9 protein-coding genes and 1 pseudogene are annotated in these 13425 nt (G+C 44.7%); 4 read left to right on the forward strand and 6 right to left on the reverse strand.

All coding sequences use genetic code 11. The annotated features are described in order from the left end of the window. Positions 1-318: 318 nt before the first annotated feature. Entirely contained in the window at positions 319-1188 is an 870-nt protein-coding gene (locus DXZ20_RS15705) for a DUF4435 domain-containing protein (protein WP_163699152.1), read from the reverse strand. Next, entirely contained in the window at positions 1185-2561 is a 1377-nt protein-coding gene (locus DXZ20_RS15710; protein WP_163699154.1) for an AAA family ATPase, read from the reverse strand. Before DXZ20_RS15710 ends, DXZ20_RS15705 begins: the two co-directional genes overlap by 4 nt. Before the next feature lie 409 nt (positions 2562-2970). Here DXZ20_RS15710 and DXZ20_RS15715 point away from each other — a divergent pair. Further along, positions 2971-3657 (forward strand): annotated as a pseudogene (locus tag DXZ20_RS15715) (phage integrase N-terminal SAM-like domain-containing protein). Between the two features lie 373 nt (positions 3658-4030). Then, positions 4031-4279: a hypothetical protein gene (locus DXZ20_RS15720; RefSeq protein ID WP_163699156.1), complete on the forward strand. Its 249-nt coding sequence runs from the start codon at positions 4031-4033 to the stop codon at positions 4277-4279. 126 nt (positions 4280-4405) lie between these two features. Here the strand turns inward: DXZ20_RS15720 and DXZ20_RS15725 are convergent, their stop codons facing one another. The 4 genes from DXZ20_RS15725 to DXZ20_RS15740 all read right to left on the reverse strand — a co-directional run bounded on the left by DXZ20_RS15725 (position 4406) and on the right by DXZ20_RS15740 (position 10682). Beyond that, positions 4406-7672 (reverse strand): efflux RND transporter permease subunit, encoded by a 3267-nt coding sequence (locus DXZ20_RS15725; RefSeq protein WP_163699158.1) that lies wholly within the window; start codon positions 7670-7672, stop codon positions 4406-4408. 5 nt (positions 7673-7677) lie between these two features. Further along, on the reverse strand, positions 7678-9183 hold the full coding sequence (locus DXZ20_RS15730) for an efflux RND transporter periplasmic adaptor subunit (protein ID WP_163699160.1): 1506 nt from the start codon (positions 9181-9183) through the stop codon (positions 7678-7680). Between the two features lie 163 nt (positions 9184-9346). Then, positions 9347-10009 (reverse strand): potassium channel family protein, encoded by a 663-nt coding sequence (locus DXZ20_RS15735; protein WP_250565113.1) that lies wholly within the window; start codon positions 10007-10009, stop codon positions 9347-9349. Between the two features lie 340 nt (positions 10010-10349). Then, positions 10350-10682 (reverse strand): hypothetical protein, encoded by a 333-nt coding sequence (locus DXZ20_RS15740; protein ID WP_163668610.1) that lies wholly within the window; start codon positions 10680-10682, stop codon positions 10350-10352. A 1063-nt stretch (positions 10683-11745) separates the two neighbouring features. Between DXZ20_RS15740 and DXZ20_RS15745 the strand changes: the two genes are divergently transcribed. Both DXZ20_RS15745 and DXZ20_RS15750 read left to right on the forward strand, forming a co-directional pair. Beyond that, on the forward strand, positions 11746-12930 hold the full coding sequence (locus DXZ20_RS15745) for a PAS domain-containing protein (RefSeq protein WP_163699162.1): 1185 nt from the start codon (positions 11746-11748) through the stop codon (positions 12928-12930). A 17-nt stretch (positions 12931-12947) separates the two neighbouring features. Beyond that, entirely contained in the window at positions 12948-13373 is a 426-nt protein-coding gene (locus tag DXZ20_RS15750; RefSeq protein WP_163699164.1) for a response regulator, read from the forward strand. Positions 13374-13425 lie beyond the last annotated feature (52 nt).

Genomic DNA, 13425 nt, shown 5'->3' on the forward strand with positions numbered 1-13425 from the left:
ATGAACTCCAGTTAACTCTGTAAACCTCAATAAATATACTACAACATACTACAAAACCTAGTAGCTTGGCCTTGAATGCTTACAGATAGCTTTTAGGCTACCTTCACTGAATTACAAGCAGCATAACGTTCCCAATCAGCGGCGATGGAAAAGTTTGAATCCATTACCAGCAGCTCTCAGCCGACCGCTGCATTGGGCTGTTATGCGGTTTGTTTGGCCTGTGATGAAGAAATGTCCATCAATAATCATTGTCGCTAAAGTCTGTTCCATAGAATACTCACAATATCAAGAAAATCTATTTGTTCCACATAGCAAGGCTCATAAATCACTTCGCAGAACTTTGAAAGGTTGGTTGTTAGCTTCCCAGTTTCGTATATTTGTGTATAGTTGTGTACTACGAAAGTAGCTTTCCTCATAGGCAAGCCTTAGATAACGCTCAAGGTTACAGGATTCAACAGCAGCAGCCTTATTAGAACCAATGGTTTTCCGTAAACCAAGCGATAGGATTTCAACCAAATCATGGCCGCAGCAAACTTGCCAAGGATCATGATTATTACTTTTCTGGTCTTTCAGTCGAAGCAGTAAATCCTCTTCTTTCAATGAAAAAGCTTGAGATTTATTCTTAACCTCACGAATTAGTTTAATCTCATCTATCTGCAAATTTTTCTCGTCAATAAATTTACTAAATTTAATACCATCAAACGTCAGATTAAATCTTTCATATTGAGAAATCCAAAGTAAATAGCCGACTGAAATACCACTTTCAAGTACTGTCAACTTTATGTCTTGGTTAAACTCAAGCAACTTTTCTTCAGAACAAAACTCGGAAATAACCTTATCAAATGCTGGCGAATTAATTAGCATTGTCTCAAGGTCATGGGTATCAGTATAAAGGAGATTGGAACTACAAGGTGACAGAGAAGTAAGTCGGTCAAAATCTGCGTCAACAATTGCTAAAACCCCTTTAAAGGCTGACTCCTCTTCCAAAATTTTTAGAACAGCAATCACTCGTAGCTTGCTAGAGGGCTTGCCCGAAACAGTAACTAGTTGGCACGTGGAGTGATCAGTGAAGCGTTTATAAAAAACTTTATCTGAGTTGCCCTCCACCAGTAAAAATGTTCCTTGATATGTACTTCGCCGCAGCCTGATCTGGTTTGCAACGCGAGCTGGTGCAAGCAAATCTCTCACTTCACTGGCCCCTTTAATTCAATTGTCAAATCCCACCTATCTTGAATAATGTCTGGCGAGTGAGTGGCCATTAAGACGTCTAAATCAGCAATTTGGGTAATTTCTTCTAAATCCTTTAAGAACTGAATCTGCCATCCTACATGTAGAGAGAGTTCTGGCTCATCTATTAAGACCAAAGAATTAGGTTTTACCTTGAACAATAACTCATATAAAAGAACTAATTCATGTTGCTCGCCAGATGATAAATCGGTTGGCAGAAGTTTCTTTGGGTCCGAAGAGAGGGGATTATAGCGTGTTGTAAAAACAAAGCCTTCATCTTTGCTGAAATTTATTTCTTTGTAAGAATACTCAAACTTGTTGTTGATAATCCTTCTCAAAAGATCGATTTTTCTTGCAGTTTCAGCAAATACATTCAGTTTCTTCTCTACATCTTCAACATAAACTGATAAAGCATTTTTAGTACTTTCGTCTATATCTTGAGGTTGGATTTGAAATTCTGAATCTTCTTCCTTGTCTAGCAAACCCACTTCTATAAGACGAGAGCGAGTTGATTCAAGCTCATTTAATTGTTGACGAAGTTGGTCATCTGTTACATCTGCAGATGGTTGCTGTTTTACAACCCTCAATGGGAATGTCCTATCAAGAGATTGTGATGTTGTTCCATATTCGTTAAATTTTTCCTGCATAAGCTTTGCAAGTTCATCAGAATAGGCTGAAGCAGTAGATAGCATCGACGGCTGTCCGCGATATTTTCTAGAAGAACTATTAGCAACGAGATTTAGTAAGCGTTGCGATTCAATAAGGCGAATGTTTATAGAATTCTTTAAATCCTTAAGCCACTCGGGTTCTTTTCTTGAGTAAGATGCCCTTATGTTTTTAGGGAAGTAATCGGATAAAGAATCTCCAAAACGCTCAACAACATCTTCTAAAGACAAAATTTCTTCATCAGGAATATACATCCACTTTCTCTGACCTATTCTTTCTAGCCTTGGCACAACATCGTCTATGATGCTAAGTGGAAAACCCATGTCGGGAGAGAGATTTATTTTTCCTAATGAAAAGGACAACTCTTTGGAACTGGGCTGCCGTAATCGAAAGGTTATGTCAACTTCCTCCTTTTCTTGATGGCCTTTTAATTTTCTTTCAATTTCAATGACTTTCTGATTATCAAATTTGACTTGAAACTTATCAAATGGGATCGACCTCAACTCTGAATATCGAGAGTTAAAAAAACCATTTAAGATTCTTAATATTGCCGTTTTGCCAAAGCCATTTGGTCCGTGAATAATAGTAATCCTTTCATCAGTCTTCAAGGGAATCTCATGGTCAAAAATTCCGAATAAACCATAGACAGAGATTTGCTTTATTCTCATCTTTACTGAGCCCTACAGACATTGGCTTAATGCTTCAATCTTAACCTTGATCATGGTACAGCAGCATGCTAAGCCAAAACTGCCTCATGATGATGCATCCATTTATTGAGCGCTTCCCTAAAAGACCACCAGAGTAAAATATATGTACTTGCTGGTGCGACAGCAACTGCCGCATAACTTGTAATTCAGTGTCAGATCTGCTGGATAAGATCCAACCCTCTAGATCTTATCCAGCAGATCTGCGTGATAACACCCCTATTCATAGAACTTATACCGAATTTTTGCTGTATAACTCCGGGAATCCAGGGTGTTATCCAGCACTTCTGACAGTTAAGTATGGGAAATAGGGATCTTATCCAGCAGATCTGATAGATAAGCACCCCTATGAGGGCGTTATACAGCATTTACCATGGCACCACCCAAGCCGCCGCGCTTGCTAGATCAAGTTAGGGAAGTTGCTCGCTTAAAGCATTTCAGCCTTTCAACTGAAAAGTCTTATATCCACTACATTCGGGATTTCATCCTGTTTCATAACAAGCGACATCCAAAGGATATGGGAGCGCTTGAAATCAGGGCTTTACCTATCACATTTAGCGATTCACCGTAATGTGGCGGCATCAACGCAAACCGTTGCTTTAAGTGCTCTACTATTTCTATATCGTCAAGTTCTAGATATAGAATTACCGTATATAGATGATATTGAACGAGCTAGACAACCTCAGCGCTTACCGGTTGTATTTATCCGCGCAGAAGTAAAGCGAATTTTAACGAACCTAGACGGCATCCAACATCTGATAGTCAGTCTGCTTTACGGTACAGGTATGCGCTTGATGGAAAGGCTACGTCTACGTATGAAGGATTTAGATTTTGAGTATCACCAGATTACAGTGCGAGATGGCAAAGGCCAGAAAGATCGCCGTACCATGTTGCCCAACTCGCTAGTTGGTCCATTACAACTCTTTTTCTTTTGGAAGATGGCTATGATATCCGCACCGTACAAGAGCTATTAGGCCACAAGGATGTGAAGACCACAATGATTTATACCCATGTGCTTAATCGCGGTGGACGTGGAGTACGGAGTCCATTGGATTCGTAATCAACGGCTATGTAAGGTTGTTAGCGATCAACTCTGTTGTGAACTATGTGCGCAAAGCGATATCTATGGCTTGACGTGAGAAATGTCTTAGCGGTACTTTAGTTCTCACGCCCTTCTGGGCATGACTACAAAGCTCAATATTTAGCACTGGCGGCAGGTGCGGCTAACACCGAACCGCCAGCTGACCCCCGACTGAACCAGCAGTCCGAGGCTTGGGATACTTTATCCTATTGCTGCCCCGGTTTGCATCACATAATCGGGGTAGCTAAATTTGAGCTTTGGTTTCTTACCGAGCCGCCAGACTGTAGTTCTTTAGCTACAGCTTTCAAACGCGGCAACGGTTTAACAACTCTACGTTTGGAGACCAAAGCTTATGTTTCTCGATATGACTCAGGGCGCTGTTGCGTCCACATTACCTGTTAGCACCGCACCGTTGCCCGACCATCAATACGAAACCGTTCGCCATCTGCTGTTTGGCAGCCTTACTGCCGTGCGACTGACCATTCAAGACCTGCACAAAAAACACTATGCCGAGCCCAACGATTGGAGTAAACCCATCTCCACCGGACGGCCCAATGAAGTGATGGCCATTTTGACCAAACGGTTGGCCATCAAGCAATAGACGAGGTATAAACTTGGTGCGTTTTGCGATCGCAGCTTTTAACGGTCCATACCGTTTTTAACGATCCATTACGCACCCAGTTTAGAGACTCACTGAGGGTCTGTGTACGCCTTAATGCCAGAACATTTACAAAACAGCTTTGGAATTGGTTGGTGTGAGCTGCAAGTAAAGCCCTGGCACCACCAGCAACGCAATCAACGTCGCCGACAACAACCCAAAAATAATCGCCATACACAGCGGGAACCATTGAGCATCACTGAGCGCCAACGGCAACAGACCAATAATAGTGGTAATCGATGTGGTCAAAATTGGTCGCAGTCGATCGCTGGCCCCTGCCGCTGCCGCATGGCGTACATCCAGCCCCTCTTTCCGTCGCTCGTTCATCGTCTCCACCATAACAATGGCATCATTCACCACAATTCCGACAAGCGCAATCACACCAATCATGGCCGGGAAAGAGAACGATAGCCTCAACAAAAAGAACCCAAACAAGGTACCAATTAAGGCAAAGGGAATGGTGAGAATAATAATCAACGGCTGAGTGTAGGAACCAAACTGCAACACCAGCACCGCAAACACCAAGAAGATGGCCACTACCAGCATCTGACCCGCAGAACCAAAGGTCTCACTGCTGGTATCTGCATCGCCACCAAACCGATAGGAATACCCCCGAGGCCAGCGGTCAGCATTGCCCTCATCGTTGGGGTCATACTGCATTGCCTCTAGCTTGGGCGTCAGTTCAGCCAGGATTTGGGAGTCATAGAAGTCCTGCCCCGGTATCACCTTAGCCAGTACCGTTACGCTGCGCTGAGTATCACGGTGGGTGATCGCCAGGGGGACAGCACCTGGCACTTCTTCCAACAGGGCATCGGGCGATATGGCTTCACCGTCTGAGTTGATAAACCGCATCGTGGCAAATTCATCCAGGCGAGAAGGCCCACCAATCCGCCCCTGTTGAGATGGCCACTGGGTACTTAGGCGAATTTCAAGATCCTCTTCACCACTGCCAATGGAGAAGTCACCCACATCGTTATCAATCATCAGATAACGCCCCTGCAAACCCACTTCATCCTGGCTGATGCCATAAAAGTTAAGAGACTCCCGCTTAGGCACAAGCTTATAATCTTCTCGGAGATTACCCAGGTCGTCACGCACATCCATGGTGCCTGGAATTTCTCGCAGTGCCTGTTGTACTTCGCTGGAGATTTCCCTTAGGGTTTGTAAGTCGTCACCAAAAATCTCGATTTGAATTGGATCAGACCCACCACCAGACAGTGGAAACCCTGTACTCAATACAGCCCCTGGGTAGTTACGGATAATCTCTTTTTCTAGTTGAACTTTGAGGTCGTAAGCATATTTAAAAGAATCTCGTGCCCGCTGGTTACGATCCACTAAGACTGCCGACAGACCGACAAAATAATCGGCATTGCCCGGTTTAATTTCGCTGGTAGCAACCAGGTTACTGCGCTTTCCCACCAGTTTCACCACACTTTCAAACACCTTCTCGCCATTGGGGTCACTGTAGTTGCGCACCACTTCACCCATGCGATCGGCTACCTCTTGAGAGGTTTCTAAGGTAGCGGCTGGGGGCAGTTCCACATTGAGGCTGAGTTTGTTGTCGTCGCTAACGGCAAACAAAGAACTGGGTAGCTGGCTAAATAAAAGAATGGCACAGACAAACAGCGCGATCGCACCAGCTGTCCACAGACGAGCCACATGACGATTGGGAATGGTCATGCGTAAACTCCAGTGGGAAAACTTTTCAGATGCAGCTTCTGTTAGACGGTCGACGTAGGTTTTAGACTCACCGCTGCCACCTTGATTACCGAGCAGAAATCTGGATAAGGGAATCACCGCCAACAGGGCCAGGGCATAGCTCATCACTAAACAGGTAATGGCACTAATGGGAATCAGCCGAATATACTTACCCAGGGTGCCGGAGATGGCCATCAGTGGAGCCATGGCCAAAATGGTGGTGAGCTGTCCGGTAAAGGCAGGCGATGCATAGGTTTGCACAGTTTTAATGGCCGCTTTAGGAAAGCTCAAACCCTGTACAAAAATGCCATCGTGCAGCCCCTCTAACATGAGAATAAATACATCCACCAAGAGTCCCAGGGCTAAGATCATCCCCACGGTGACCATGGTGTTGAGGGTGTAGCCCAGCATCCAGAGGATAAACAACACCCCGGCAAAGGTCATGGGAATCGCTAAACCTGCAATCAGCGCCTCTCGCCAGGTCAGGGCCACAAACAAAATGGCAAAGACTAACAGCGATGCTTGCAGGACGTTACTACCCAAATTTGCCAGGTCGCTGCGAATGGTGTCGGCATCATTGGTGAGCACCTGATAATCCATGCCATGGAGCCAGATACTGGGATCATTTTTCACCAGCTCCATTTCTGCCAGGACGTCTTCGATTACCTGAATGGTGTCGCTACCAGCAACTTTGACCACCTCCAGGTTGATGGTGGGGCTAAACTCACTCCCTTCCCAGCTTAAAAAGGCCCGTTGGGTTTCCCGCTCCAGTCCCTGGTAGACGTCGGCCACCTCCGACAGCAAGACCACCCGATTCTCATCCAAGCGGGTTACGGGCAAATTCTTTAAATCTTCCAGGGTACGAAAACGACCGTATAGACGCACCTGGGCCCCAATCTCATCATCCCGCACCAGGTCCCAAGAGCGGTCAATATTGCCCCCCTGGATGGCATCGCGCACCTGGGTGGCCGCAATCCCCAAGGTGGTCAACCGGCTGGGAATCATTTGTACGTGGATCACTTCGTCGCGCTGACCGCCTAGATTTACCTCTCGTACGTTTTGAACAGATTCTAGGCGTTCTTGTAAATCTTCTGAAGCCTGACTGAGTAAGCCAATGTCTAACCCCTCTCCTGTTAGCGCCAGGGTGAGAACCGGTGAATCCTGTTGGGATAGCTGCTCAAAATCTGGCTTTTCACGTCCGGTGGATTCTTCAGGGAGTTCTGTCTCGGCGTCGTCAACTTTACCCCGCAGTTCTTGAATGGATTCTGCAACGGGAGATTCTGCCTTAAAGGCAACATTAATAATGGAAAATGAATTGAAGGTGGCACTGGTAAAGTCATCTAGACCTTGAAGACTTTTGATTTCTTCTTCTAGCTTGTCTGTGACCTGATTTTCGAGGGTCTCGGCATCGGTCCCCCCCCAGGTGGTGGTGATCATGGCCCGAGCAATTTTAATTTCGGGATCGCCCTCCTTCACCATGGAGAAATAGCCCATCAGGCCCCCCATCATCAGCATAAAGCAGAGGAGAATGGCAAAGATCTGCTGAGTAAAGAAGAATTCCATCCAGGCGGGAACTGACGAGATATCAGCACCCTTCTCAGTTTCAGGAGCAGCCGTAACGTGCTCGTCAATTTGCATAGTGCTTAATTTCGGTCAACAATCTCGACGGGGGTGCCATCTACCAGACGGTTTTGGCCTTCGATTACCACCAGCTCACCGGGTTCAATACCGGAGAGAATTTCTACGCCAGATAATCCTTCAATCCCGCCGGTAATGCGTCGCTGTTGGACGGTACCATCAGTTTCATTGACGACAAAGGCATAATATTGCTGATTTCTGGAGACTAGAGCCCCGAGGGGTAAAACCACGGCATCGTTATCGCGAGCCACTTCAATCCATACATAAACCCGGCCCCCTACCTTTAAATTACCGACCTGTTCCAGGTTTCGAATCGTGATTTCAGTGCCCCGACTGCCAGGTGTTTGGGAAGGGCTAACCGCAAATACTTGACCACCACTGCCCCGCTGTCTAGCAATATCAAGTAATCCCTGGGAGTTAGCTCCAGCTGCCTGGAGCGCACTGACCTCTTCTTCTAAGACAACATAGGCTCGCTGACCGGGCTTAATCTCTCCGGCTTCCCCTGCCTGTAGTTCGATCTCTACTTCAAAGGATTGAGGATCAACTACCACGATGGGGGCAGACTCAATCAAATCTTGGGGGCTGCTTGTATTGAGATATTGGGTGCTCCAATACTCCCCTTCTCGAATGTTGATATAAGCCACCACTCCATCCAATGGAGAGACTAACTGTGTATCTTCTAGGTCAACGGCACTTTGATTAAGGCGAGCCACTGACGCATTCACCCCTGCTTCGGAAGAACGAATGCTCTCGCCGGCAGAGCGGACATCTTGTTCAGCGGTCTTCAGGGCGGCGGCGGCCTGGTCTACTCGGTTGATGTAGGCGTCGCGATCGCTTTCCGATACTGCCCCCTGCTCAAATAAATTCTCATAACGCTGTAACTCAGTCTCAGCCAGGGCCAGGTCCGACTTAGCCTTTTCTAGATTCGCCTGGGATTGCAATAAACTGGCTCTGGACTGGTTTAGTTGGGTTTCTGAAACTTGGATATCCGCCTCAGCGGTAGCAATGCTAGATTCCTGTCTGCGGGCATCAATGGTGGCCAGCAGCTGCCCCTGGGAGACAAAATCTCCTTCTCGCAGTTCGACGCCATCGACCTTAGCCACATAAATAATGTCACCACTGGCCTGAAAGTTAAGTATCCGCCGTCGGACTGGCCAAACGGAACCTTCATCAAACACCCATCCCTGGATTGGCCCTTTTTGCGCCCTGAGCACCCTTATGGGTAAACGAGATTGATTGGTTGCATCGTCTGTTTCTTCTAATGGGGGAGCGGCTGTCAATGTTTGATAGGCTTTTACACCCACAAATCCAGCTACCACTAACATAGCCAGGGCAACGGCTGGCCACAGCGGTTTCTTAGACTTACTACGCCATTTTGGCAAAGCACTGGATTGAGAAGCCGTATCTGTAGATGGGGGAGGCGTTTCGACTGCCGTCTCTACATTAGTATTTGATGAATTATTGGATGACTGCTCAATCGGCGGTTGAGGGCTGATACCGTCAGAGGACATAGAGTAGGTAGTTGCGAAACTGTAACTATGGAACGTCCCGGATTAGATTTGCCTAATGTTGCCAAATAAATTTACTGAATGCTAGTCAACAAAGCACAAGTACACAGAGTTTAACATCTGATTTTCAGGTCACCTAATGTCATGTTTTATCGTGTTAACGATGTTAATTGGAGCGGTGACTGAGATAGCTACCGATCAGAATAGCAATAAAAATAGAAGAGTACATCTGGCCTATAATAGCTTCCAAATTTGTTAATACTTGGGCAACTTCACTTAAAGGCACAATATCGCCATATCCCAAAGTAGTCAGGGTGGTAAAACTAAAATGTATTGTTCTGAGATAAGAGTCTACTCGTACAAGTGGTTGAGAGAAGGCATTAGCATCTAAAGTGTTCACAATGCCATACAACAACGCCCAGACAAACCCAATCAATAAATAAACACTAATACCACCTCGCACAATATCTATGGTGACTTCGGGCGTAGTAAAGATATCTCGACCAATCCAGTAGGCGGCTCCTGCTAAGTAAATGGCAAAAACAATTTGAGATATGAGGCTAAATGTTTGATTCAGATAAAAGCCCCCGTTCAGGGTAGAAATAACTTCTAAACAGAAGGCAATAATTGCGATCGCGCCATAAATGGCCAATAACTTTCGAGGTAGTGGAAAGCTGCTGATGATCAGCATAATCGTATACAACAGCAGCGAAATCAGGAAAATATTACCAATCCCAGCCTGCAAAAATGGCGATACCACAAAGGTTATCGCCAGTACAATTAGCAACTGTCGATATTTTTGCTTTTTGTTTTCTTGAAGAGATTTCATACAGGGCATTAACTCTGGAATACCCCGATATTAATGGAGGATGTAATCTAAGTAGCAGCTATTTGCCAAACATCATAATATAGCTGAAGTCGATATCAATTAATCTAAGTAGGAATGTCTATGGGGGTTGGTAAACTCTGAATCCTTCAGTAGGTCAGTTCAAGCCTTTATAAAATGCAAGCGAGCTGTGTAACATCTGCGAGTTTGCTGCCAAAGCCAAAATTCTAGGGGCTTTCATTGGGTATTAGCTTTTAGCTTTTGGCTTTACCCTGGGTGCATTAATTCTGTTCTTTGGGATTGTTGTCAGTTAGTCTTATCGACAACTAAAAGGTCAGGACGATCAGTTCAGTGACCTGATAACGTTGGAATATCTCTGTAAAACTTCTTGCCATTGAGTCCCTCCCTGAGCTACAGCCGCTTGATGCTGTTCTGCTACCTGTTGGGGGGCATAAAAAAATTCATTCCGAACCTGGACGCGCACCAAGTTGTTGATATCAGGTTCACTATAGTACCAGTTGCAGCCCAAATCTGGTGTAGGCTCCGATTCTGTTTTTAAGTTTTCTCGATTTTGTATCCACCAATCCAAGAACGGAGACAGATCAACTCCCACTGTAAAACTACTGAATTTGTAACTGGGTAGTGCCGATGCTTGCCATTCAGATTTTAGAGACATGGGACCTAATATTTTGTGTCAATTACGCAGCTATTGAGAGCAATGTCACTGACGTTCAAGTAACTCTATTGAGCCAGAGACCTTAACCGTTTAACCCTGTGGTTACGTATGTCCTGCACCCGCATAATTTGTGTAGGGCTCAGGGATGTTAACCAGAGCCGCTCACCCACCAGCATGATTTGGCAGGGCTCAGGGATGTTAACCAGAGCCGCTCACCTGGAAACATGGGAAAACATGGACCCATGGTTTAGAACTGCGGACTCCACTATGTAATACGTTCAAATATTCAAAGTTCTAGATCTACGGCAAATTAGCGCAACTCTTCAGCGGAATTGCGCAAGTTTTCTCGGAACTGCCCTCAATCCACCGCTCTCTGGTGATTGATATAGCTGCGATCGCAACCTATTTTATCAGCTCTCTATCTCAATCCCCTTAGCCCAATAAAGGACCGCCTACCTTAATGGTCCTTTAGGCTATTTTTTGATTTTTGCTGATAGCGCCCTAGTATCACGAGGTATCGAAAATTTACGAGACGCATCAACTTTCATAGATAGTTACTATGGTCACAGATAAAACGATGCAAAAGGTTGATATATAAATTTTCGGATGAATATTATGAAAGCTCTCTACTGACAGTGGATAGGAGAAAAATGAGATTAACACCTTTAGGTCTTCTTTATGTTTTATTAGGATTTGATGAGGGTAGCTGTAAATGAGCGTGGGAATATTACCACGGTATACAAGGTGGAGGAGTTTTAGAGTCTTAGAACTTTTCGACAGGAGGAGATCTTCTAAGATGGCACATGCGGCATCTAAATTTCTCTGCCTTGTATACGCCCCTAACTAACAATCTCGATAGTGTTCTTGATAATGTGGGTAATCTATAACAAGAATATTTAATTTAACTTTTTTAGTTAAATTAACCGCTAAACAGTAGGTGTTATCAGGCAAAGATTGAATTATACTCAAACATTTTTTCAAAACCCTTTTTCTAAACAGCTTATCCAGAAATCTGGATCATTGTTACCCATCATTCTGTATATATACCGTTTCGTCGCAACCTATGAAATCAACTATTGATGCACTCCTTGTGGAGGATAGCTCCTCTGATGCTCAGCTAGTGAAAAAAATTATCAACTTAGCAAGTGTTGACAAGCCTATATTTCATCATGTTCGTCGCTTTAATGAGGCACTGACTGTATTAGAAGTTAATACCTTTGATATTATTTTGTTAGATTTGCATTTACCGGATGGGGAAGGCTTATCTCTAATTAAACGATTAAAGCAGTTGGCACCTCAGACACCTATTGTTGTGCTCACGGGCCTCCAGGATCAAACGGTTGTAGAGGCCGCGCTTCAAGCAGGCGTTCAGGATTATGTGGTCAAATCCGATTTTTTCTCTCCAGCTTACCTAAAGCAACTAGGCTATGTTAATGTGGGCCATCAACTTGTTCAACGTATTCAGTATGCAATTAAGCGAACAGAATCTAGCCAAAGACTCAATCAAGATCAAGAACGTTACGCATTAATTGCTCAGGAAGCGAACGATGGCATTTGGGATTGGAACTTAACAACAGACTCTATTTACTATTCTCCTCAGTGGAAATCCCTCCTGGGGCTAGAACATATACCCCTTAGTGACAACCCTGATGAATGGCTATCGCGCATTCATCCAGAGGATCAAGATCTGTTTGAGAAAAAGTTAAATAATTATTTGCAGCAGCAGCAGCAATCCCCATTTCATTGTGAGTATCGCATTCAACATCAAAATGGGGATTATCTTTGGGTGTTAACCCGGGCAACAGCCATGTGGGATCCAGCCGGTGTTGCTTATCGTCTGGTGGGCTGTCAAACCGACATGAGTATTAAAACGCAGTTGGCCCACACATCTCAGCAGGGCCAGGATGCGACTCAATCAACGCTGCACTACATTGCAATTGGCATTCTCTCTAATTTAGCCAACCTTCACCTCGAACAAGATCAGCCAGATGAAGCGGTTTCCCTATTAGAAGGAACCTTGATGATGCGTAAATGGCTCTTAGGCAATGACCATGTTGATGTAATGGCAAATGTTTATCAGCTTGCCACCCTTTATGATAATCAAGGTCGTTATAAGAAAGCTAAGTTTCTTTATCAGGAGGCATTAGCTCTATTTGAAGAGAATTTGGGGGAGCATCACCCGACTACAAATGTAGTGCGAATTAAGGTGCTGCTGATTACTAGAATGAATGATGCTATGGGTGTTTAAGAGGGTGGTTCTGGTTCATGGATGCTCCTATTCTTTTAGTGGAAGATTCATCGACAGATGCGGCTATTATGCTCACAGCTTTTAGGTGTATTGGTTATGCGGGACATATAGAGATTGTTAAGGATGGTATTCAAGCTCTGAACTGGCTGGAACAGTTGCTCAGCAATGGAATGGCCGATTTACCTCAGTTGATTCTGTTGGATCTCAACTTACCCCGTAAATCTGGCCATGAAATGCTACAGGAAATCAAGGGCCATCATCAGCTGCGAAGGATCCCAGTGATTATTGTTTCTAGCTCTTCGCGGGAGGATGATATTGCCAAGAGCTATGAGCTATATGCAAACGCCTATATTGCTAAACCAATTGTCCTCGAAGAGTATAAATTAACGGCTCAGCATATCTATGATTTTTGGCTTAAAACTGCCAAGGTACAGTTGCTATAGGTGATGTATATGGTAGTAACTTAAACACTCCTATAAAAAATACTCTCTAGCA

Origin of the sequence: Adonisia turfae CCMR0081, assembly GCF_011009555.1 — a bacterium.
GTDB lineage: Bacteria > Cyanobacteriota > Cyanobacteriia > Phormidesmidales > Phormidesmidaceae > Leptothoe > Leptothoe turfae.

Bases quoted from the DNA above. Each gene is read 5' to 3' on its own strand.
- DXZ20_RS15745 (WP_163699162.1), top strand. From the start codon at position 11,746: ATGAAATCAACTATTGATGCACTCCTTGTGGAGGATAGCTCCTCTGAT.
- DXZ20_RS15725 (WP_163699158.1), bottom strand. From the start codon at position 7,672: ATGCAAATTGACGAGCACGTTACGGCTGCTCCTGAAACTGAGAAGGGT.
- DXZ20_RS15730 (WP_163699160.1), bottom strand. From the start codon at position 9,183: ATGTCCTCTGACGGTATCAGCCCTCAACCGCCGATTGAGCAGTCATCC.
- DXZ20_RS15735 (WP_250565113.1), bottom strand. From the start codon at position 10,009: ATGAAATCTCTTCAAGAAAACAAAAAGCAAAAATATCGACAGTTGCTA.
- DXZ20_RS15750 (WP_163699164.1), top strand. From the start codon at position 12,948: ATGGATGCTCCTATTCTTTTAGTGGAAGATTCATCGACAGATGCGGCT.
- DXZ20_RS15740 (WP_163668610.1), bottom strand. From the start codon at position 10,682: ATGTCTCTAAAATCTGAATGGCAAGCATCGGCACTACCCAGTTACAAA.
- DXZ20_RS15720 (WP_163699156.1), top strand. From the start codon at position 4,031: ATGTTTCTCGATATGACTCAGGGCGCTGTTGCGTCCACATTACCTGTT.
- DXZ20_RS15710 (WP_163699154.1), bottom strand. From the start codon at position 2,561: ATGAGAATAAAGCAAATCTCTGTCTATGGTTTATTCGGAATTTTTGAC.